General features: G+C 61.1%; 16 protein-coding genes and 1 pseudogene. 11 read left to right on the plus strand and 6 right to left on the minus strand.

Annotation, left to right across the window (positions count from 1 at the left end; genetic code table 11):
• Positions 1–9: 9 nt before the first annotated feature.
• Positions 10–525, plus strand: a complete 516-nt coding sequence (locus WA225_RS23880) for a hypothetical protein (protein WP_422609900.1) — start codon at positions 10–12, stop codon at positions 523–525.
• A gap of 337 nt (positions 526–862) precedes the next feature.
• Complete coding sequence (locus WA225_RS23885; RefSeq protein ID WP_422609901.1) at positions 863–2,434, plus strand: sensor domain-containing diguanylate cyclase; 1,572 nt, start codon at positions 863–865, stop codon at positions 2,432–2,434.
• Between the two features lie 187 nt (positions 2,435–2,621).
• Here WA225_RS23885 and WA225_RS23890 read toward each other — a convergent pair whose 3' ends face one another.
• A complete protein-coding gene (locus tag WA225_RS23890; protein WP_422609902.1) occupies positions 2,622–2,927 on the minus strand; it encodes a hypothetical protein in 306 nt (101 codons plus the stop codon).
• 186 nt (positions 2,928–3,113) lie between these two features.
• Here WA225_RS23890 and WA225_RS23895 point away from each other — a divergent pair, with 186 nt between their 5' ends.
• Positions 3,114–3,554 carry a carboxymuconolactone decarboxylase family protein gene (locus tag WA225_RS23895; protein ID WP_064120688.1) on the plus strand — a complete coding sequence of 147 codons (441 nt, stop codon included), beginning with the start codon at positions 3,114–3,116 and terminating at the stop codon, positions 3,552–3,554.
• A 136-nt stretch (positions 3,555–3,690) separates the two neighbouring features.
• On the opposite strand, the gene WA225_RS23900 is transcribed toward WA225_RS23895, so the two are convergent.
• The 3 genes from WA225_RS23900 to WA225_RS23910 form a co-directional block, all read right to left on the minus strand.
• Positions 3,691–5,283 carry a DHA2 family efflux MFS transporter permease subunit gene (locus WA225_RS23900; RefSeq protein WP_422609903.1) on the minus strand — a complete coding sequence of 531 codons (1,593 nt, stop codon included), beginning with the start codon at positions 5,281–5,283 and terminating at the stop codon, positions 3,691–3,693.
• Positions 5,280–6,389 (minus strand): HlyD family secretion protein, encoded by a 1,110-nt coding sequence (locus tag WA225_RS23905; protein WP_422609904.1) that lies wholly within the window; start codon positions 6,387–6,389, stop codon positions 5,280–5,282. The genes WA225_RS23900 and WA225_RS23905 overlap by 4 nt, the downstream gene beginning before the upstream one ends.
• Before the next feature lie 96 nt (positions 6,390–6,485).
• Positions 6,486–7,250, minus strand: coding sequence for an AraC family transcriptional regulator (locus tag WA225_RS23910; RefSeq protein WP_422609905.1), 765 nt, complete (start codon positions 7,248–7,250; stop codon positions 6,486–6,488).
• A gap of 98 nt (positions 7,251–7,348) precedes the next feature.
• On the opposite strand from WA225_RS23910, the gene WA225_RS23915 reads away from it, so the two are divergent.
• The 7 genes from WA225_RS23915 to WA225_RS23945 all read left to right on the plus strand — a co-directional run bounded on the left by WA225_RS23915 (position 7,349) and on the right by WA225_RS23945 (position 19,613).
• Complete coding sequence (locus WA225_RS23915) at positions 7,349–8,482, plus strand: MFS transporter (protein WP_422609906.1); 1,134 nt, start codon at positions 7,349–7,351, stop codon at positions 8,480–8,482.
• Between the two features lie 108 nt (positions 8,483–8,590).
• Entirely contained in the window at positions 8,591–10,318 is a 1,728-nt protein-coding gene (locus WA225_RS23920; RefSeq protein ID WP_422609907.1) for a ShlB/FhaC/HecB family hemolysin secretion/activation protein, read from the plus strand.
• 97 nt (positions 10,319–10,415) lie between these two features.
• Complete coding sequence (locus WA225_RS23925; protein ID WP_422609908.1) at positions 10,416–14,885, plus strand: hemagglutinin repeat-containing protein; 4,470 nt, start codon at positions 10,416–10,418, stop codon at positions 14,883–14,885.
• Between the two features lie 205 nt (positions 14,886–15,090).
• Positions 15,091–15,468, plus strand: coding sequence for a c-type cytochrome (locus WA225_RS23930; RefSeq protein ID WP_422609909.1), 378 nt, complete (start codon positions 15,091–15,093; stop codon positions 15,466–15,468).
• Positions 15,469–15,572: 104 nt separating this feature from the next.
• The gene (locus WA225_RS23935; protein ID WP_422609910.1) at positions 15,573–16,064 is read left to right on the plus strand and encodes a sigma-70 family RNA polymerase sigma factor; all 492 of its coding nucleotides are present in this window, start codon (positions 15,573–15,575) and stop codon (positions 16,062–16,064) included.
• A 40-nt stretch (positions 16,065–16,104) separates the two neighbouring features.
• Positions 16,105–17,088, plus strand: coding sequence for a FecR family protein (locus tag WA225_RS23940; RefSeq protein WP_422609911.1), 984 nt, complete (start codon positions 16,105–16,107; stop codon positions 17,086–17,088).
• A 98-nt stretch (positions 17,089–17,186) separates the two neighbouring features.
• A complete protein-coding gene (locus tag WA225_RS23945; protein WP_422609912.1) occupies positions 17,187–19,613 on the plus strand; it encodes a TonB-dependent siderophore receptor in 2,427 nt (808 codons plus the stop codon).
• 123 nt (positions 19,614–19,736) lie between these two features.
• On the opposite strand, the gene WA225_RS23950 is transcribed toward WA225_RS23945, so the two are convergent.
• The gene (locus tag WA225_RS23950; RefSeq protein ID WP_422609913.1) at positions 19,737–20,888 is read right to left on the minus strand and encodes an MFS transporter; all 1,152 of its coding nucleotides are present in this window, start codon (positions 20,886–20,888) and stop codon (positions 19,737–19,739) included.
• A 244-nt stretch (positions 20,889–21,132) separates the two neighbouring features.
• Between WA225_RS23950 and WA225_RS23955 the strand changes: the two genes are divergently transcribed.
• Complete coding sequence (locus WA225_RS23955) at positions 21,133–22,116, plus strand: diaminopimelate epimerase (RefSeq protein WP_422609914.1); 984 nt, start codon at positions 21,133–21,135, stop codon at positions 22,114–22,116.
• 84 nt (positions 22,117–22,200) lie between these two features.
• Here WA225_RS23955 and WA225_RS23960 read toward each other — a convergent pair.
• Positions 22,201–22,478, minus strand: a pseudogene (locus WA225_RS23960) (hypothetical protein); the annotation flags it as partial.

Genomic DNA, 22,478 nt, shown 5'->3' on the forward strand with positions numbered 1-22,478 from the left:
ATGAAAAGAATGTCTGTTCTTCTGCTGGCCATATTGTGTTCGTCATGTGCCAAAGACCACTCAGTGCCCCCAGCGAATCTCGACTTTCTGTCAATAGAAAGGTCAAGTATTGGTCTGCTCTACAAAATTCATTATGACTCTGATGTAAATCTCCTGGATTTGTTCGGGAGAGGTATGGGAGTGGGCGCAGCATCGACGATGCTCGAGTGTGCGCTGGGGGATGATCAGAACTTTTCCATCACTAACCGATTCAGATACTCGGCGTATGGACTGATTGAGGTGGATGAGGCCAGTCATGCAGGCGGTAAATTCAACTACATGACGAGTGCTTTTCTGCGGCAGACCCAAAACAACGGTACTTCGCGCGAGGATCTCACCGTACAGGAGTTGAATGGCCTTCTGTCTGGTAAACAACAAATCCCCTGCAAAGTCGTCGTCACCGCCTACGGCTACAAACCCTACTACTCAAACACCATGAACATTCCCGTCGCGGATCTGCTGCGGGAAATCAATAAACCCCGGTAGCAGAAACGGGGGAATTTCAGGCGAATCCCCCCGCATCCACGCCCAACTCCTGCCCCACGCGATGGCGCAACGGGCCTATGAGCAGATGCGCGAAGGTGATCCGCAGAGCGCGCGGGCGCATCTGCACAGTGCAATGCAGCGCCAAGCCCTTCACAACTGACTAACCCTAAAGAGGCAATCGAAAATAATTTTGCGAACAGCGATCATCCAAACTCGCTGCGCGCCGATACAACTGGGCGGGACCGTGGCGTTTGCCCCGTGCATCCCGGTGGGCTACGCTCACAAAACATAAGGGTTACGGGCCTTTGCCCTTGTCGTACCTGCCCAGGACATGCTTTTGCCTATCCCCATTCACGATCCGCACCAAGCCCCCGGAGGCACGCTTAAACGCCTGCCGTTGCGCAAAGCGGCGGCGCTGTTTGTCGTGGCCGTGGGGTTGTGCCTGTTCGGTTTGCTTTACCTGCAACTGGAACAGTCGCGGCGTCAGGATCTGGCGGTGGCGCAAATGGCTTCGAGCAACCTCACCCGGGCCATGGCGCAGCAGGCCGAGGACACCTTTCTGGCGGCGGATCTGGTGATGACCAGCCTGGTCGACTGGATTCAGGACGACGGCTACGGCGCGGCGCAACGACCACGGCTGCAAAAAACCTTCGCCCGGCGCGTGCAACAACTGGAGCAGTTGCACGGCATGTTCCTCTTCGACACGCAGGGCCAATGGGTGATTACCTCGTTCGCCGACCTGCCCCGTGGCAACGGCGTGGCGGATCGCGAGTACTTCAAGTTTCACCAGCAGAACGCTTCGACACTGGCGCACATCGGCCCGGCCATTCGCAGTCGCGAGAACGGCGAGTGGATCATCCCGATTTCCAAACGCATCAATGATCATGCCGGCAATTTTCAGGGCGTGTTGCTGGCCGGGATCAAGATGTCGTACTTCGACCGCTTCTTCGAAAGCTTCGGCCTCGATGACAAAGGCATCATGTTTCTCGGCCTCAGCGACGGCACGTTGCTCGCCCGCCGACCGTTTGATGAAAACCTGATCGGGACGTCGCTGGCGCAGGGCCGGATCTATCAGAAGTTGCTGCCCGAGGCGGCGGCCGGCACCGCGATGATCAACTCGGTGGTCGATGGCGTGGTGCGGTTGTACGGTTACCGACGCCTGTCGGCGTATCCGTTGGTGGTGTCGGCGGCGACCTCGCGCGACACGATTCTCAAGGGCTGGCACGAGCGCGCCTTCCAGTCGAGTGTGATTGTGGCGCTGGTAGTTCTCGGCGTTGGCCTGTTTGGCTGGGTGTTCATTCATCAGGTGCGCGACGGCGAGCGGATCGAGAGAAACCTGCGCAAGGCCCAGCGCACACTCGAGCAGATTGCGACACACGACAGCCTGACCGGATTGGCCAATCGGCGGCTGTTCGAGCGCTCGCTGGAGATCGAGTTCGCCCGGGGCGCGCGGCAGGTCAGCCCGGTCAGCCTGATCATGCTCGATATCGATTTCTTCAAGCGTTACAACGATGCCTATGGCCATGTTGCCGGCGACCATTGCCTGACTCAGGTCGCTCAGGTGTTGCGGACGTGCTGTCAGCGCAAGGCGGATCTGGCGGTGCGTTATGGCGGCGAGGAGTTTGCGGTGCTGTTGCCGGACACCGACATCAACGGCGCGTTGGCGATTGCCGGGCAGATTCGTCGTAGCGTGATCGACAAACACATCATCCACAGCGGCTCGCCGACCGGTTACCTCACCGTGAGCCTGGGCTGTTATTCGTTTATCCCGAGCGGCAACGACAGCCCGGAAGTGTTTATCCAGCGCGCGGACGCGGCGCTGTATCAGGCGAAAAATGCCGGGCGCAATCGCGCGGCGGTGTTGTCGCTGGACAGTGGTTTGGCCGAGCTGATGCGCTCGGACCGCTGATCTGCATACCTACACAAAAACCTGTGGGAGGTGGCTTGCCAACGATGGCGGTCGGTCAGTCAAGGAAGATGTCGACTGTGCTGACGCTATCGCTGGCAAGCCAGCTCCCACAGGGATTTTCGTCAAGCCAAGGTTATGTGAGTACCCAAACAATCAAGGGTCTTCACCAAGGATGGCTCTTGTTCGTTCAGCCGCCAGTGCCACCGCCCGCACCGCCAGTGCCGCCGCCGGCCGAACCGGTGCCGCCGCCAGCCCCCGATCCCGAACCGCTGGCGCCGCCATTGGTGCCCGTCCCGGAACCGGCACCGGCACCGTTGGAGCCATTACCGCCCGAAGGCGCGCCCGGCGTGTTATCGGGTGGCATGGTCGAACCGCTCGTAGCACCGGATTTGGTGCCGGTGGCGTCAGCGCCATCGTTGGCGGCGAAGCTGGCGGCCGAGGCGCTGGCCAGCAGCCCGGCCAGTAACAACGAGGTAAGTTTGCGCGTGATCATGATCCGTCTCCAGAAAGGGCATGTACCTGATATTGGTCTGACGCGCACAAGTCTTGGTGCCCAGCGCCTGACGAGCGGTCAGCGGCGAACCCGAGTGGCCTCCTGATCTTCTGGAATATTGGCTATTTGCCGAACCCGGTACGAGGACTAACGTAGCCACACATTCACTTGCTGCCCGGAGCCACCATGAAACCTCGTACCGATTTCTACACCGCCTCCCCAGACGCCCTGAAAGCGATGATCGCCCTGGAAACCGCCGTCTCCAAACTGCCGCTGGAAAAGACCTTGATCGAACTGGTCAAACTGCGTGCTTCGCAGATCAACGGCTGCGCGTTCTGCATCGACATGCACACCACCGATGCGATCAAGGGCGGCGAAACCCCACGTCGTTTGTTCGCAGTGACTGCATGGCGTGAAGCGCCGTTCTTCAGCGACCGCGAACGCGCTGCGCTGCTGTGGACTGAATCGCTGACCCAACTGAGCCTGACCCACGCCCCGGATGAAGATTACGACGTGGTCGCGGCGCAGTTCACGCCCAAGGAAATGGTCGACCTGACCGTGGCGATCAGCACCATCAACAGCTGGAACCGTCTGGCTGTGGGCTTCCGCAAAACCCCGCAAGCTTAAGCCCCAGCGCATAACCCCTGTGGGAGCGAGCTTGCTCGCGAAAGCGATGTATCAGTCGCTAAATTGTTGCCTGATACACCGTATTCGCGAGCAAGCTCGCTCCCACAGAGGGCGGTGGATAGTTTCAGAATAGTGATCAATGCCCATCCGCACTCGGCGCCGCCGGTGGTTGCACCTTGCGCATCAAGGGCACCATCGCGGTGGCGATGACGAAGCACACGCCGATCATCAGAAAGGTGTCGCCGTAGGTCTGCGTTTGCGCCTCGCGGTAGGTCAGCAACCACAACTGGCGCAGGCTGGCGGTGACACCGACGTCGCCGCTCTGGCCCAGATTCGCGAGGTTGCCGCCGACCTGCGACAGCCACTGATTCATCGCTTCATTGCTGCTGTTCAAGTGTTCGGCCAACCGCGTGAAGTGCAGGTTGGTGCGGTCATTGAGAATAGTCGCGCACGCCGCAATACCAATCGCCCCACCCAGATTACGCATCAGGTTGAACAGCCCCGACGCATGCTTCAACCGCGCCGGCGCCAACCCTCCCAGGGTCAACGTCACTGCTGGCGGCACCGCCAGTTGCTGGGCAATCCCGCGCAAGGCTTGCGGCAACATTAATTGCCCCGCGCCCCAGTCGTGGGTGATCGGGCTGAACTCCCACATCGACACCGCAAACAGGCCCAGACCGACCATCATGATCCAGCGCAGATCGACGCGATTGGCCAAAAAGGCATACAGCGGAATCGCCATGATCTGGAACACGCCGGTGGAGAAAACCGCCAGACCAATGTCCAGCGCGCTGTAGCCACGTACGCGGCCGAGGAACAGCGGCGTCAGGTAAATCGTGGCGAACAGGCCGATGCCGGTGACGAACGAAAAGAAGCAGCCGAGGGCGAAATTGCGATCCTTCAAAGCACGCAGATCGACGATCGGATTGGCCACGTGCAAGGTGCGGCCAATGAACGCCAATCCTGCCAGCCCACTGATCCACGCCGTGGTCAGAATGGTCTGGTCGCTGAACCAGTTCCAGCGCGGGCCTTCTTCGAGGGTGTATTCCAGGCAGCCGAGAAACAGCGCGAGAAAGACCATGCTCAGATAGTCCGCACCTTTGAGCAGGGACAGTTCCGGCTGGTCGATCTTCACCAGCATCGGCACTGCCACGGCAACGAAAATCCCTGGCACAAGATTGATGTAGAAGAGCCAGTGCCACGAGGAAATATCAGTGATCCAGCCGCCGATTACCGGCCCCATGGTCGGGGCCAGTGAAGCGACCGCGCCGATGGTCGCCGCAGCGATCACCCGTTGTTTGCCAGTGAAGAAAAAGAACGCCGTGGTGAACACCAGCGGGATCATCGAGCCGCCGAGAAAACCTTGCAGCGCCCGAAAGGCAATCATGCTCTGGATGTTCCAGGCGACGCCGCAGAGCAGGCTGGCGAGGGTGAAACCGACCGCCGACGCGCAGAACAACCAGCGCGTGGAGAACACGCGCGACAGCCAGCCCGACAGCGGAATCACGATGATTTCGGCGATCAGGTAACTGGTCTGCACCCACGCGGTTTCGTCGGTGCCGGCAGACAGTCCGCCGCCAATATCGCGCAGCGACGCTGAGACAATCTGGATATCCAGTAGCGCGATGAACATGCCAATGCACATGGTCGCGAAGGCGAACACCTTGGTCGCGGTCGCCATGTCCGCCGCGTTGAACGGTTGTGCAGGGGCGGCGAGGGTGCTGCTCATGGCGCGACGGCCACGGCAGTGGTTTCAGGTTGCGCGCGGGTGTCGACTTCCGCTGTTACCGACAGCCCCGGACGCAAGTGGCCGAGCACGCCGTCCGCCGGGTCGAGGAGAATGCGCACCGGCACGCGCTGGACGATTTTGGTGAAGTTGCCGGTGGCGTTTTCCGGCGGCAGCACACTGAATTGTGAGCCAGTGGCCGGGGCGAGGCTGTCGAGGCGACCGTGGAACTCCTGACCGGAGAGCACGTCGGCGCGGATGCTCACGCGTTGCCCGGGTTTCATCCGTGCCAATTGGTCTTCCTTGAAATTGGCATCGACCCACAAACCGCTGGCCGGCACCACGGACAGTTGTTGCGAACCGGCCTGAGCGTAGGCGCCAACGCGTGCACGACGGTTGCCGATCACTCCGTCGACCGGCGCGCGCAGTTCGGTGTAGCCGACGTTCAACTGCGCCAGATCACGTTCGGCGCGGGCTTGCTGGAGGGCGGCACGTGCCTGTTGTTTCTGGGTTTCGATGACCGCGAGTTGGCGTTGTGCGGCGAGCAGTTCGGCCTGGGCGCGGGCGCTCAAGGCTTGCGCGGTTTTGAAGGTGGCGTCGGCGCGTTGTGCGCTCTCCACTGACACGGCGTTGGTGGTCACCAGGCGTTTGTAGCGCGCGTTGTCATCGCGCGAACGTGAGGTCTCAGCCCCGGCGGCATCGATGCCGGCGCGGGCCTGACCGATCACCGCTTGTTGCAGTTGCTCGGTGGCGTCGAGGTTGGCCAGCAGCGCTTCTTCGGCAGCGACGGCGCCTTCGGCCTTGGCGAGGTTGGCGCGATAGTCGCGGGCGTCGAGGCGGATCAACACATCGCCGGCCTTGACGTGCTGGTTGTCGCTGACCAGCACTTCATCGATGTAACCGGCGACTTTCGGGCCGATCACCGTGACGTCGCCACCAATATAGGCATCGTCGGTTTCTTCAAGAAAACGCCCGGCGCCCCACCAATGCACGGCGTACACACCGGCGAAGATCAGCGCGAACAAACCCGCACCGGGAAGCAACAGACGTTTAAGCAGAGGCGGCTTGGTCTTCACCACAACAGGTTCGAGGGTGGGCATGCTGGTCATGGCGGATTACCTGCGTAAACGGATCGTTATTACGGCTGTAATATGACGCAGGTAATATTTAGTCGCAAATGATTTCTGACGCCGATCGTCAGTTGCTCACTTGAGCCAGTGGCCCGGCGTGCCGCCGGTCATGGATTTGAAGAAGGCGATGAAGGCGCTGTCGCTGGCAAAGCCCAATTCAAAAGCGCAATAACTGAGGCTGCGGCTGGTGGCGAGCAACTCCATGGCGCGCATCAGGCGCCACTGCTGGCGCCATTGCTGATAACTCATGCCGGTTTCGCGCTGGAAGACTCGCCCGATGGTGCGGCTGCTGGCGCCGATCTGCTGCTCCAGCACTTGCAACTCCGGAGGCAGACGTTCGGGGGTTTTCAGCAGCGGTGCCAGGCGCTTGTCCTGAGGTAACGGCAACAGCATCGGTTGCTGCGCCGCTTCAGCGATTTCGCTCAGGCACAGGCCCAGCAGGTGGGCGAATTTGCCGTGCTGCCAATCGCTGGAAAAATCCGCCAGCGCGATCGGTTCCAGCACCGCACGCAACAACGGGCTGACTTCAATCACGCAGACCTGCTGCGGCAGTGCAGCGCACAGTTCGGGGATCAAGTAGATGGAGCGGTAATCGACACTCTGCTGCATCACCGCCCGATGGCTGACCCCCGGCGGAATCCACGCCGCCCGCGACGGCGGCAGCAGACACAATTGCTGCGCCAGGGTAATCCGCGTGCAGCCTTGGCGCGTGTACAGCAGTTGTCCGCGTTGATGACGGTGCAGACCGGAATCGTGATCGCCCAAAGTCGAGGCGATACCGATCACGGGTGCGTCATAGCGATCTGCATCAAACGTTGTGTGGGCGTCGAGCCAAGCCATGGGTTGTCCGATTTCAGCGATAAATTGGCAGGATTTGGATAATACGCCAGTCAGCGATTCTTAAACTCCTCGGCGGTTGATGAGAGGAGTGACGAAGGATGCACAACAGAAATTTCTTGCTGCTGGCGATTGCGCTGCTGATGTTCCCGCAAATCGCACAAACCCTTTATAGCCCGGCGCTCGCTGACATCGGGCGTGTGTTTGACGTTGGCCCGCAAGCCGCCGCGCAGACCTTGTCGGTGTATTTCCTCGCGTTTGCCGTCGGGGTGGTGGTGTGGGGGCGTTTGTGCGATCGCATCGGTCGACGGCCGGCGATGCTCGCAGGCCTGGCGATCTACGCCGCTGCCACACTTAGCGGTCTGCGGGTCAGCACTTTCAACGGCTTGTTACTGGTGCAGATGTTGGCGGCCTTCGGTGCGGCGGTGGGCTCGGTGGTCACGCAAACCGTGTTGCGCGACCGCTTCAAAGGCGCTGAACTGGCCCAGGTGTTTTCGTTGGTGGGCATCGCGTTGGCGGCCAGTCCGGCGATTGGTTTGTTCACGGGGGCCAGTCTGGTTCAGGCCTTCGGTTATCGCGGTGTGCTTGGTGCATTGCTTTTGCTGGCAGCGCTGTTGTGGCTGTGGAGTTGGTTCACCCTGGAGGAAACCCGGCCCCAGCCAACGTGCCATGTCGGTTTGCTCGAAACCCTTGGGCACATGTTGCGTGACGTGGGTATCTGGCGTTCGGCGATATGGATCGCCTCATTCAACGTGGCGTTGTTCAGCTATTACAGCCTCGCTCCGTTCATATTCCAGCGGCTGGGGGTGGAAGAAAGTGTGTTCGGTTACAGCGGCGTGATTCTCGCGCTGGGCTCAGGTTTTGGAGCATGGCTCAACCGGCGTTTATTGACGGCCGGGTTCAAGGCATTGCAGTTGATTCGCCTCGCGGCTGGCATCGCGTTGCTCGGTGGTGTGGGCGTGTGGTCATTGCAGGGCAGCGTCGTGTTCGTGCTGCCGATGCTGCTGGTGGTGCTGGCGTTTGGCCTGGCGATCCCGAACATCCTCGGTTCGGCCCTGGCCGATTACGCTGATCGATTGGGCACCGCCGGGGCGCTGTTGGGCTTGATGTATTACCTGCTGATCGGCGCGGGGCTGATGCTCGCCGGCTGGTTTCAAGCCCTCGGGGAAACCCTGATAGCGTGCAGTGCCGTGGCCTTGCTGCTGACAATAAAGCCAGGCAAAGCAATTGTTTAAGAAATGTAAGCGCTGTAGGAAGCGTCTTGCATTTGTGTAGGAGGGCTCCGACTATCACGATCATTGATGACATGGCATTACGCCATTTTATGATCGCAAGGATGTTGCGTGCCGTATCCGTTTCGCGCTGTTTTTCGTCGTCGTTCCGCGCTTTGCCCGCTGCTGTCGGCCTTTGTGTTGAGTGTCTGTGCCTCCTCGATTGAAGCCGCCGAACCTGTCGCGCCGGGCCAGGAAGTGCTGCGCCAGCAACAACAGCAACAGCGCGATCTGCAACAACTGCAACTTGAACAACGGAAGCGGCAATTGCAGCGCGGCGCATTCGGTCCGGCGCCAGTCACTCCGGCCATCCCGTCAACCGTTGCTCCCGATGAACGTTGCTGGCCGTTGAGCGGCACGCGCATCGGCGGCGTCACGTTGATCGACAGCGACCAGCTCAATGCACGGATCAAGCCGTTGCTGGCGCCATGCATGGGCGTCGGCCAGATCAATCATCTGTTGGCGACCATCACCGCGAGCTACGTCGACAAGGGCTACATCGCCAGCCGGCCGTATCTGCTCAGCGCACCGGCAGCGGGGCAGTCGCTGGATATCCGTGTTGACGAAGGCTATATCGAGTCCATCGAACTGGCCGATCAAAGTCTGCCGGTTTCGTTGGGTGGCGCGTTCCCGGGAATGCTCGGCGAGCCGTTGAACCTGCGTGATCTGGAGCAGGGCCTCGATCAACTGAATCGCCTGCGCTCGATCGATCTCACCGCCGACATCGCCCCCGGCAGCCAGCCCGGCGCCTCGCGGATCATTCTGCGCTCGCGCGGCGCCACGCCTTCACGCTGGGCCTTGAATGCCGGAATCGACAACCTCGGCAGCGCCAGCACCGGACGCGACCGCGACACGGTCAACCTCAGCCTCGATAGCCCGCTGCAATTCAACGACTTGTTGAGCCTCAGCGCCAGCGACACGCTCAATCAGGGCGACCGCTACAACCGCAATGTCAGCCTCTATTACGCGATCCCTTACGGCTACTGGACTTACAGCGTGTTCGCCAGCCACGCCGAATATCGTGCGCCGTTCAAACTGCCGAGCGTGACCTTTCACAGCACGGGCATCACTGACCAGCTCAGCCTGCGCGCCGACCGGGTGTTGTGGCGCGACCAGAGCCGTCAGCTCAGCGCCAACCTGCAACTGGCGCACAAGGATGTCGACAGCTATCTGCAAGACGTTCGTCTGGGTATTCAAAGCCCGACGCTGACCGTGGCCGAGGCCGGGCTCAATCTGTTCTGGCTCGACCGCGCGGTGTGGAACCTCGACGTCAATTACGCCCAAGGCCTGCGCTGGTTTGGCGCTGACGACGACTCACAGCAGAAGATCAACAATTTGCCCAAGGCGCAGTTTCGCAAGTACCGCGCCGGCCTCAGCCAATGGCGCAATGGCCAGTTCGGCGCGCAGGCGTGGCAATGGCAGAGCCAACTTAATTTGCAGTACAGCCCGGACCCGTTGCCGGCCATCGAACAGTTGCTCGGCACCGACGATTCGGCGGTACGCGGCTACCGGGTCAGCAGTGCCTCCGGTGCCAGCGGTGCGATCTTGCGTAATACCTTGCGCCTGCCGCTGCGCAGTGAATGGCCGCTGCAGATCACCCCGCGTGTGGGCCTCGACCACGGCTGGATCAAGGCTGATCACGGCGCGCAGGGCCAACGCCTGAGTGGCGCCAGTGTCGGCCTGAATCTGGGCTGGAAAAACCTGCAAGTGGATGTCGATTACCAACGCGCCCTCAACACCCCGACCGGTCTGCAGCACGAGCCTGAAACCTGGTTGATGCGCGTAGGCCTGCAAATCTGAACAACGCAGTGAATAAACAGCCGTCGGATCTGAGCGCGTCAGCCACGGCCAAGACTAAACGCGCAACGTGATGCCGTACTCACATGGAGACGTTTTTATGCCAGCACACACCTTTGCATTTCATCTTTCGCCTCGGGGCAAATTGCGCTGGGCGATTGCCAGCCTGTTCTTCGCCGTGCACCTGCCGAGCGCGCTCGCCGGTGGCGTCGTGGTCGCACCGGGACCCGGCGGCACCGCGCAATTGCAGACCCAGGGCGGTGTGCCCATCGTCAACATCGTCGCGCCCAACGGTTCGGGCCTGTCGCATAACCAGTTCCTCGACTACAACGTCGACCGCCAAGGTTTGGTGCTGAACAACGCCTTGCAGGCCGGGCAATCGCAACTGGCCGGGCAACTGGCGGCCAACCCGCAACTGCAAGGTCAGGCGGCGAGCGTGATCCTCAACGAAGTGATCAGCCGCAATCCGTCGGCCATCAACGGCGCGCAGGAAATCTTCGGCCGGCCCGCCGATTATGTGCTGGCCAACCCCAACGGCATCTCGGTCAATGGCGGCAGTTTCATCAACACGCCGAACGCCAATCTGCTGGTCGGTCGCCCGGAGTTGAATGACGGCAAACTGCAAAGCCTGAACAGCCGCGATGCCAGCGGGCAGTTGCAGATTCAAAGCGGCGGTCTGCGCAACGGCGAGGGCTCTATCAACCTGATCGCGCCGCGTATCGACAGCCAGGGCGCGATCACTGCGCGTGATCAGTTGAACGTTACGGTCGGGCGCAATCAGGTCGACTACGCCAGCGGTCAGGTGAAAACCGTTGATCCTGCCGGCAATACCGGCGATCAACGCATCGACGCCAGTCTGTTCGGCGCGATGCAAGCCGGACGCATCAACATTGTCAGCACCGCCGAAGGTGCCGGCGTGCGGGTTGGCGCGGTGCAAGTGGCCGGGCGTGACGGCGTGCAGATTCGTTCCGCCGGGGACTTGAGTGTCAGCGGTGAAGCGCTGGCCAACAGCCTCGACGTGACCCGTGCCGGTATTCGCAGCAGTCAAGGCGATGTTGGTTTGCACAGCGGCAAGGACCTGACGCTGGCGGCCACCGATGTCAGCGCTCGCGACGTTACGCTCGACGCGAAACGCAACCTGACCCTGTCCACAGTCGAAAGCCGCAAGCTTCAGGAAAAGCGCGAAAACTGGAACAACAGCACCATCGGCATCACTTGGGAAACCTACGATCGCACCCAGACCGACAGTGAATCGCGTCAGCACGGCAGCCAGATTATCGCCAGCCGCGACGCTAAATTGTCGTCCGGCAAAGACACCGAACTCAAAGCCGCCAAAGTCGAAGCCGCGAACAATCTCGACGTGCAAAGCGGCGGCGATCTGCGCCTGACTGCGGCCACTGAAAGCCATGCGCAAACCGATCAAGGCAACCACCGCAAACACCTGTGGAAAGCCGACTGGAACAGCAGCAGCGAAGAGCAGCGCAGCGTCACCAGCCAGTTGAAGGCCGGCAATATCGCCCTGCAAACCGCCGCACTTTTGCGCTCCGAAGGCGCTGAATTGAACAGCGCTGGCGACCTGCAACTGGCCGGCAAACAAGTGGAAATCAGCACGGCCACACGGACCAATCGCAGCAGTGACAACCGTTACTCCGGTGACCTGGTCGGCGGTGGTTTCTTCGGCAAGACCGGCGATGCCGACAAGGGCAAGACCCAGCATCAGGGCAGCAAGGTCAACGCCCGCGGCAAACTGATCGTCAAGGCTGACGACGTGCGCATCAGCGGCAGCCAGGTGCGTGGCGGCAGCGACGCCAGCGTGATCAGCGATAAAGGTTCGCTGATCATCGACGGCGTGCAGGACTCCTCGCACAGCAACAACCACGACAAGGACAGCAAGTTCTTCGGCATCAGCAAGGACGAGTCGCGGCAGAACAGTAAAGACAGCAGCACTGTGCGCAGTGAGCTGGTGTCCGACAGCAACCTCAAGCTCAAGAGCGCCAAGGACATTGAAGTCGCTGGTTCGACCGTCAAGGCGGACGGTGCGCTGACGGCCGACGCGGCAGGCGACGTCAATGTGCATTCTGCGCAGAACACTCACGACAGCACCGACACCACGCACACCCGTGGCTTCGATGCGTACGCCAAAGAGCAAACGCCGGAGCAGTATCGCGCCGGGATTCACTACGAAGACAAACAGCAAACCGTCACTAGCAACGACGTCACTCAGCAAGGCTCCAGCCTCAGCGGCGGCAGCGTGCAGGTGAAGGCGGGCGGTGACGTTACGCTGAAAGGCGCGGAGGTGAAATCCACTGCTGGCGACACGACGTTGAGCGGCAAAAACGTCTCGTTGCTGGCCGAAGCCGACAGCCACAAAACCACCACCGACACCTCCAGCACCGGCGGTGGTTTTTACTACACCGGCGGCCTCGACCGTGCCGGCAGCGGCGTCGATTTCGCCCACAGCACGGCGCAGGATTCGACCAGCAAAACCACTGCGCAGACCACGAGTGTGCAGAGCAACGGTAGCCTGACGATCAATGCCGACAAACTCGCCACCGAAGGCGCGCAACTCAAGGCCGGCAACGGTCTGAGCGTCGCCGCCAACGAAATCGACAATCGCGCGGCCAGCAACAGCGAAAGCAGCACGCACACCGACAGCAACTGGTCGGCGGACATCGGCGCCAACGTCGAGTACAAGGACATCGCCCGGCCGATCGCCGGCGCGGTCAAGGACGTGCTGAACGGTAAGGTGCCGGACAAGGACGCACTGGCCAACCTCGGTCAGCCGAATGTCGGTATCGACGTTGCGGTCGGTCACGGCAGCGCGAGCAAAACCGAGCAGAGCAGTAACGCTGTGGTCAGCCGTTTTGACGGCGGCACTGTCGATGTGAAAACCACTGGCACGCTGCACGACCAAGGCACGCAATACAACGCCAGCGCCGGTCAAGTGAACATCAGCGCTGACCAACTGCTCGCCGATGCCGCGAGCAACACGCACAACAGCAGCGCCAACGCGGTGGATGCCAAGGTCGACGTGCGCGTCTACACCAAGACCGGTGAAGACGTGAACGTTGCCGGCAGCGGCGCGGGTGGCAGCAGTGCCTCGAGCAAGGACAACGCCACCGCCGTCGTTGGCACTTATGCCGGCAGCCAGGGTGTGAACATCAAGGTCGGGGGCGATGCGCAGTTCGAAGGCAGCCGTTTCGATGGCGGGCAGGGCGGTGTGAGCATCAAGACTGGCGGTGATCTGGCGTTGAATCAGGCCAACGATCGCCAAAGCAACAACGACAGCAGCCTGCGCGGCAATGGCTCGTTGACGGTCGGCACCTTGCCGGGCACCGATGGCACCAACGTCGATGTCGGCGCCGGGTTCCAGCTCGATCACACCGGCAAGCAGACCACTGATACGCAGGCCCACGTCGCGAGCATCACCGGTAACAGCCCTGTGCAGTTGAGCAGCGGCGGCAATCAAGTGCAGCAAGGCACGAAAATCGACAGCGCTGGCGCCATCGATTTGCATGCCGACGGCAAGCTCGATCTGCAAGCGGCCAGCGACACGCACATCGCCACCGGTAGCAACCTCGGCGGCGGCTTGAAGGGCGGCGGCAGCAAAACCAGCAGCGAGAAGAGTCGTGATCAGGGCGGCAATCTGAGTGGCAACTTCAACATCGGCCGGGTCAACGAGGATTCGAAAACCCTCAGCGGTGGCCAGCTCAACAGTCAGAGCAGCGTCGCGCTGAGCGGTGATTCGGTTCACCTGCAAGGCACGCAAGTCAGCGCACCGAACGTCAGCATCGACGCGCAGAAGGGCGGTTATGTGCAGGAATCGGCGCAGTCCACCGACCACCGCAATAACTGGAATGTCGCGCTGAATGCCGGCGGCAACCTGAGCAGCAAAAGCCCGACCGCCGCCGATGAAAAGGCCAGCAGCGATCACGGTTTCAACGCCGGGGCCAAGGTCGGTGTGAATTACTTGCAGGCCAGCACCCAGCAGAACAGTCAGATCAAGGCTGACCATGTGGTGTTGAACAGTGCCGGTGATGCACAGCTTTCGGGGGCGCGGATCGACGCTAAAAATGTCAGCGGCAAGGTCGCGGGTGATCTGAGCGTCGAGAGCCGTCAGGACACCAGCAACCACGCCAAGGTCGATGTCGATCTGGGCCTGACTGCGAAGAAAAATCCACCGAGCGATAAAGAGAAAGTCGCCGGCACCGATTACAAGCCGACATTGAAAGCGCAGGGCGAGTATGCGCATAAGGATGGCGTGGCGCAGGCGTCCGGGATCAGTGCCAGCCGGGACGTGAACCTCGCAGTTGACGGCGCGACACAACTGACCGGCGCGCGGATTTCGGCGGTGGAAGGGAAGGTCGATCTGGGTGGTTCGACGGTCAGCAGTGCTGATCTGAGCAACCGTGACTACGGCGTGAAAGCGGGCCTTGATCTGCCGCATAAAGCCGAGGAAAACGCACCGAAGGTTTCCCTGGAAAACGGCAACCTGAAAGTCGGCCCGGTCACCCTGAGCGGGCATCTGGATACCCAGACCCTGCAAGCCGGGATCGACGAAAAAGGCTAAAACCCACGGCAGTGGATGTGCCTGATCGGCCATCCACCACCGAGCCCTGTGGGAGCGAGCTTGCTAGCGAAAGCGTCCATTCAGTCAATGCAGTAAATGACTGGTGGACCGCATTCGCGAGCAAGCTCGCTCCCACTTTGGTTTTGCGCCAGGCGTTAAATCTCGCGCATCATGCGCGACCTTAAAGACGCCATGGAGGCAAACAATGAAAACAGCACTCGTCGCTGTACTCGGGGCTTTGTTGATCGCCCAACCATCCGTGTCCTTCGCGGATAACAGCAATGGCAAAAACCTCTATTCGCAGCGCTGTGCGGTGTGCCACGGCGCCGATATAAAGGGCACCGGGCCGTTGGCGCATAAAAGCAATCCGCCTACACCTGACCTGACAACGCCTGCGTTCAAAAAACGCCTGAATGATTATCCGGGCGTGATTGTGTCGTCGATCATCCTTCGCCCGAACGGCAACCTGATACCGAAAACGTTGCAGGAGAACGGGGTAAAAATACCGCCGCACGCCTGGAGCATTAAGGATCTGCGCGATCTGCATGAGTACATGAGTGGTGTGATTTCAAGCAAACGGTGATCTTCAGCGGCGACCCGGTCGCTCGGTTGAGGAATCCATTGCTTCGTATTAATAGGAAGCATTACTATTCACACCCCTTTCCTCAGCACGCCGCCCAAACCCCCATGCGTCCCCGCAGACCCGGCTTTTTCGAGCATTACGAAGAGTTGATCGGCACCTGGACTCGTCGCCTGCGCAATCGCGCGCAGGCCGAGGATCTGGCGCACGACACCTTTGTGCGGGTGCTTGAGTCCGATTCGGCGGCGGTGCAGCAGCCACGGGCGTATTTGCACCAGACCGCGCGCAATATTGCGGTCGACGGTTATCGGCGTGAGGATCGGCGCGGCGCCATGGAGTTGCAGGCTCTTGATCACGGTGAGTCGTCGTGCGGCGACCCGGAGCATTACATGCATGCTATCCAGTTGGCCGATTCCATAGAATGCGCGCTCGCCGAGTTGCCGATCAATTGCCGGAAGATTTTCGTCTGGCAGAAGATCGAAGGCCTGACCCAGGCGGAAATCGCCGAACGCCTGGGGCTGTCCAAGAACATGGTCGAAAAGTATATGATCCGCACCCTGCGGCATCTGCGTGATCGCCTCGACGGGTTGCAGTCATGAACCGCCGCAGTTTTTCATCCCCAGCCCAACAGGACATTCCATGATGGATACGCGTGATTGCGCGTGCGGGCAAACAACGGTGCGCGATGATGCGGCTCGCTGGTTTGTGCGTTTGCAGGAGCCGGCCGTTGATGCCGACGAGCAGCAGCGCTTTGACGTCTGGCTGAATCAACATCCACAGCACCGTGACGAATTTCAGTTGCTGCAGGGCTTGTGGTCAGCAGCCGATCTGCTCCCGGCGCCGCGCCTCAAAGCCCTTGCTGAAACCCCGCCAAACCGTCGCCATCGCCATCCGTTGTTGCGTTATGCCGTGGCTGCGAGTGTGCTGACGGTGGCGCTCGGGTTGGGTTTGTTCAGCGGTTTGAATCATCCGGGCGGCTACAGCGCCGAGTTCGCCACCGCGTTGGGCGAGCGCAAACATGTGGCGCTGCCGGACGGTTCGGTGATCGATCTGAACAGTCGCAGTCGCTTGCAGGTGCATTTTGAAAAGGATCGTCGCGTCATCGAATTGAGCGAAGGCGAGGCGATGTTCAGCGTCGCGCACGACACCTCGCGACCGTTCGTGGTCGAGGCCGGCAATGGCAAGGTCACGGTCACTGGCACGCGTTTCGATGTGCGCCGCGATGTCGCGCAAACCCGCGTGGCGGTGGAGCAGGGCACGGTGAAAGTGCAGGGTCGTGATGCAGCGGATGATCAGTTCATCAGCCTGACCGCCGGCCTCGGCACCTATGTCGACGCGCAGGGCAAAGTCGCCGCTGCCTATGCGGTGAACCCGGTGGAGTTGACGGCTTGGCGCAGCGGCAAACTGGTGTTCAACAACGCCAGCCTCAGCGAAGTCGCCGCCGAAGTATCGCGTTATCGCGACAAGCCGCTGACCGTTGCCAACCCGTCGGTGGCCAGTCTGCGCCTGACCAGCGTGTTCAAATCGGACAACACCGATGCCTTGCTCAAGGCCTTGCCGAGCATCCTGCCGGTGGCGGTGCGCACCCTTGCGGATGGCAGTCAGGAAATAATTTCAAAATAAAATTCAGGTTTTTTTCGAGTTCATCGTCTTCCTGTTCAACTGCAACTGGTTTGCATTAACAGCCGCACACTCTTGCGATCCACAGGACTACGTACGACGTGAAAAACACCCCTGCCAACAACAAAAAATCCCCTTGGCTGCCGCTGGCCCTCGCGCTGGCGGTCAACGCTGCTATACCGCTGGCATTTGCCGGTGAAGCGATTCATATCCGCGCCCAGTCGTTGGGTCAGGCCTTGAGCGAACTCGGTCAGCAGACGTCGCTGCAAGTGTTTTTCAGCCCGGACCTGGTCGCCGGCAAACAGGCCCCTGCGGTCGACGGCGATATCTCCCCGGAGCAAGCCTTGCGCCAATTGCTGCAGGGCAGCGGTCTGGATTATCAGATCAACGAAGGGTCGGTGACCCTGTCGCCCGCCGCGACTTCCGCCACCAGCAACGGCCCGTTGGAACTCGGTGTGACCGACATCAAAGTGGTGGGTGACTGGCTCGGCGATGCCAATGCCGCCGTGGTGCAGAATCACCCTGGCGCGCGCACGGTGATCCGCCGCGAAGCGATGGTCGAGCAGGGCGCAATGAATGTCAGTGACGTGCTCAAGCGTGTGCCGGGCGTGCAGGTGCAGGACGCCAACGGCACCGGCGGCAGCGATATTTCCCTCAACGTTGGTGTGCGCGGTCTGACTTCGCGTCTGTCGCCGCGCTCCACCGTGTTGATCGATGGTGTGCCGGCGGCGTTCGCCCCGTACGGTCAGCCGCAACTGTCGATGGCGCCGATTTCTTCGGGCAACCTCGACAGTATCGACGTGGTGCGCGGCGCCGGTTCGGTGCGTTATGGGCCGCAGAACGTCGGCGGCGTGATCAACTTCGTCACTCGCGCGATCCCGGAAAAAACCACCGGTGAAATCGGCACCACACTGGAAACCACTCAGTACGGTGGCTGGAAGCACATCGACACCGCGTTCCTCGGCGGCACTGCCGACAACGGCATGGGCGTGGCGTTGCTGTATTCCGGCGTCAATGGCAACGGCTACCGCGAGCGCAACAACGGTAACGACATTGACGACGTGCTGCTCAAGACTCATTGGGCACCGACCGATCAGGACGATTTCAGCCTCAACTTCCACTACTACGACGCCACGGCCGACATGCCCGGCGGTCTGACGCAGAAACAGTACGATGCCAAACCGTACGATTCGGTGCGGGACTACGACCAATTCACCGGTCGGCGCAAGGACGTGTCGTTCAAGTGGATCCGTCAGATCGACGAGCGCACCCAAGCGGAAATCCTCACCTATTACACCGACAGTTTCCGTGGCAGCACCATCGCCGCTCGCGACCAGAAAACCCTCAGCTCATACCCGCGTTCGTATTACACGTTGGGCATCGAGCCACGGGTGTCGCGGGTTTTCGATGTCGGCCCGACCACCCAGGAAGTCAGCGTCGGTTATCGCTACCTGAAAGAGGCGATGCACGAGTCGTCGAGCCGTGTGGCGCTGGTCAACAACCAGCCGGTGCTCACGCCGACCTCCGATGGCCATGTGTTCCAGGACCGCACCGGCGGCACTGAGGCCAACTCGGTCTACATCGATAACAAAATCGATGTCGGTAACTGGACCCTCACCCCCGGCATTCGCTTCGAACACATCAGCACCGACTGGCATGACCGCGCCGTGCTCGACACGGCCGGCAAACCGGTACAGGCGAAAAACCGCAGCATCGAAAGCAACGAACCATTGCCGGCGCTGAGCGTGATGTATCACCTGTCGGACGCGTGGAAACTGTTCGCCAACTACGAAACCTCGTTCGGCAGCCTGCAGTATTTCCAGCTCGGCCAGGGTGGCTCGGGTGACCAGACCGCCAATGGCCTGGAGCCGGAAAAGGCCAAGACCTACGAAATCGGTACGCGCTACAACGACGATGTGTGGGGCGGTGAAGTGACGCTGTTCTACATCGACTTCGACGACGAACTGCAATACATCAGCAATGACGTGGGCTGGACCAACCTCGGTGCGACCAAGCACCAGGGTATCGAAGCCTCGGTGCATTACGACATGGCGGCACTGGATCCGCGTCTTGACGGTTTGACTGCCAACGCTGGTTTCACTTACACCCGCGCCACTTATGAGGGTGAGATTCCCGGCTTCAAGGGCCGTGATCTGCCGTTCTATTCGCGGCAGGTGGCGACCGTCGGCCTGCGCTATGACATCAACCGCTGGACCTACAACCTCGACGGTTTTGCCCAATCCAAACAGCGCTCGCCGGGCACCGGGGTTAACGCTGATGGCAGCTTCAACGGCAATTACATCACTGACGGCACGGCGGACGGGCAGTACGGTGACATTCCCGGTTACGTGACCTGGAACGTACGCGGCGGCTATGACTTCGGGCCGCAGGTGTCGAACCTGAAACTGGGCGCGGGGGTGAAGAACGTCTTCGACAAGCAGTACTTCACCCGCTCCAGCGACAACAACTCGGGGATGTATGTGGGGGCGCCGCGCACGTTCTTTGTGCAGGCAAGCGTCGGCTTTTAAAACGTAAGATAACTGATCGTTCCCACGCTCTGCGTGGGAATGCAGCCCGGGACGCTCTGCGTCCCCGCGAAGCGGACGCGGAGCGTCCATTGAGGCGTTCCCACGCAGAGCGTGGGAACGATCTCATACTTTCAGGACTTTGCCGCCGATCGCCACCGCGACCAGCAGCACCGCCATCAAGCCAAAGGCAAAACTCAAACTGCTGGCATGGGCGACAAAACCGATCACCGCAGGCCCCGCCAGAATCCCTGCATAACCGAGCGTGGTAATGGCCGGCACGGCGATGCTCTCCGGCATCACCGTCTGCTTGCCGACCGCCGTGTACAGCACCGGCACGATGTTCGAACAGCCCGCGCCGACCAGCGCGTAACCGACCAGCGCCGCCTCCCAGCTCGGCGCGAAAGTCGCCAGAAACAGGCCCGCCGCTGCCAACAGACCGCCCAACAAAATGATCCGTGTGGCCCCCACGCGCCGCACGATGCGGTCACCCATCAAACGCCCGGCGGTCATAGTCAGGGCAAACGCCGCGTAACCCAGCCCTGCATACGCGGTGTCGATCCCGCGCTCCTGCGCCAGGAACACCGCGCTCCAGTCCAGCGCTGCGCCTTCGGTGAGAAAGACGATGAAGCACATCCCGCCGATAAACAGCACGATGCCATGGGGGATGGCGAATGCCGGCCCAGAGCTTTCGCTGCCGTAAGGCAACATGTGCGGCACGCATTTGAATAGCGCCGCGATCAGCACGGCGACCACCACCAGCATCGCCGCGAGCGGCGTCAGTCCGAGGCCGAGCAAGGCACTAACCCCCGCCGCGCCGACAATCCCGCCGAGACTGAACAGACCATGAAAACCCGACATCATGTTCTTGCCGCTGGCGCGTTCGACGATCACCGCTTGCAGGTTCACCGTCGAATCCACCGTACCGAGGCCGGCACCGAACATGAACAGCGTGGCGACCAATGCCGGGATGGAGGACACCGTCGCCAGCAATGGCAACGCCGCGCAGATCAACAATGTGCCTCCGGTAGCGACGCGCCGACAGCCGAAGCGCGTGGCCAGAATCCCCGCCATTGGCATCGCCAGAATCGAACCGACGCCGAGGCACAACAGCAGCAACCCCAACGTACCTTCATCCAGTCCGGCCCGGGCCTTGGCGTACGGCACCAAGGGCGCCCACGCGGCGATGCCGAGCCCGGCGATGAAAAAGGCGATGCGCGTGGACATCTGTTGCAGGCGTCCGGGGACGAAGGTGGCTTGGGCGTTGAGGCTGGTCATATCGATCCTTGGCAAAAAACTTCGCGTCCCCGAAGGACAGTGATTCAGCGTCGAGGTTCGATCGCCGATCCTTCCAGGAAGTACAGCCGACATCCTACCCTGTGGGAGCGGGCTTGCTCGCGAAGGCGCAGTGTCAGCTGAAAAATATATCGACTGACACACCGCATTCGCGAGCAAGCTCGCTCCCATAAGGGATTGCGTTCTACAGTGGAGGCTTCAGGGGATTTAACAGCAAGGGCCGGTGATGACGCAGTTCTACGATGCACGGGGCAATATCTACGGGGTTATTTCGCCGCAGGCACTGCGCGACGCAGGCATTGCTTTGCCTGCCAGTGCCGCGCAGTGTACTGCGTCGAGACAGGTCTGGAGCGGCGCCACCATCACGCTGTGCTGCGACTGGCCCGAAGACCAACGCCCGGCGAACAGCAAATCCCACCGCAGTGACGGCCTGCTGATCGGCCCGTTCCAGATGTCGCCGCCGTTCGACGTGCTGATCGTCAACACCGACGGCACCCTCGCCGAGCGTAGCGGCAACGGCCTGACGATTTTCTCGCAGGCGCTGACCGAGCAAGGCTTGATGCCAGAGGAGGGCGCGTTGTTGCGCGTGCATCACGACAAGGGGGACGCGGTGGAAACCTCGGTGAAACCGGCCGAAGTCGAAGGTGTTCAAGGTTACTGGCTCGACCTTGGCCAACCCGGTTTCGGGCCGGATGCCGTCGGTGCACAGACTGTTGAAGGCATTGCGTTCAACGGTCAGCAAGTGAGCCACGTCCAACCGTTGGCACAACTTGATCCTGCCTGGGGACACAGCCAATTCGTGCGTATCGGCAATCCGCATTGCGTAACGCTGCTCAGCGATGCGGCTGCTTTGCCGAGCAACGAGCAAATGCGTGAATCACCCCTCAACGAAGGCTTGACCGAAATCGCCTACGCCATGCCGACCGGCGCGGGCGATCCATGCCCGGCGGGGGTTAATCTGCAATGGGCGGTGCTGGAGTCACCACAGAAAGTCCTCGCCCGAGTGTACGAGCGCGGCGAAGGGCCGACGGCGTCTTCCGGCACCAGCGCCAGTGCGGTGGCCTGCGCGGCCTGGCGTTTGGGTTGGGTGGCGGCCGGTGAGGTGCAGGTGATGATGCCCGGCGGCACAGCACCGATCCTGCTTGACGCAGAACACGGGCAATTGCGCTGCGTCAGACTGTTTGGCACCGCGCGACGGATTGCGCACTGAAGCACGGAGAACAACTGCCATGCGGTGACTACAGCGCCGGTCCCTGGTGGCGGATCGCTGCAGATGCGCTGTTTACAGGAAGAACTATTGCGCGCGAATGCTCTGCGTCAGTTGCAGAAACTTGGGAATCACCGCTTCGGGCGCAGGCGTGAAGTCTTTCAGGCCGTCGGTACCTTTCTGGAACGTGAACATCTGTGCCGCGATCAAGGGACTGGCCAGGCCGCCGACATGGGCGATGGCGAACCAGGCACGATCTTGCTCTTTGGATTCAGGTCGCGGGTCCAGGCGCCAGCCTTCGAGGGTGGTCATGCGCTCGCCGATGTAAAACTTCTCCATGATTTTCGACTTCTTCCAGATTTCGG

Origin of the sequence: Pseudomonas sp., assembly GCF_049300855.1 — a bacterium.
Classification (GTDB): Bacteria; Pseudomonadota; Gammaproteobacteria; order Pseudomonadales; family Pseudomonadaceae; genus Aquipseudomonas.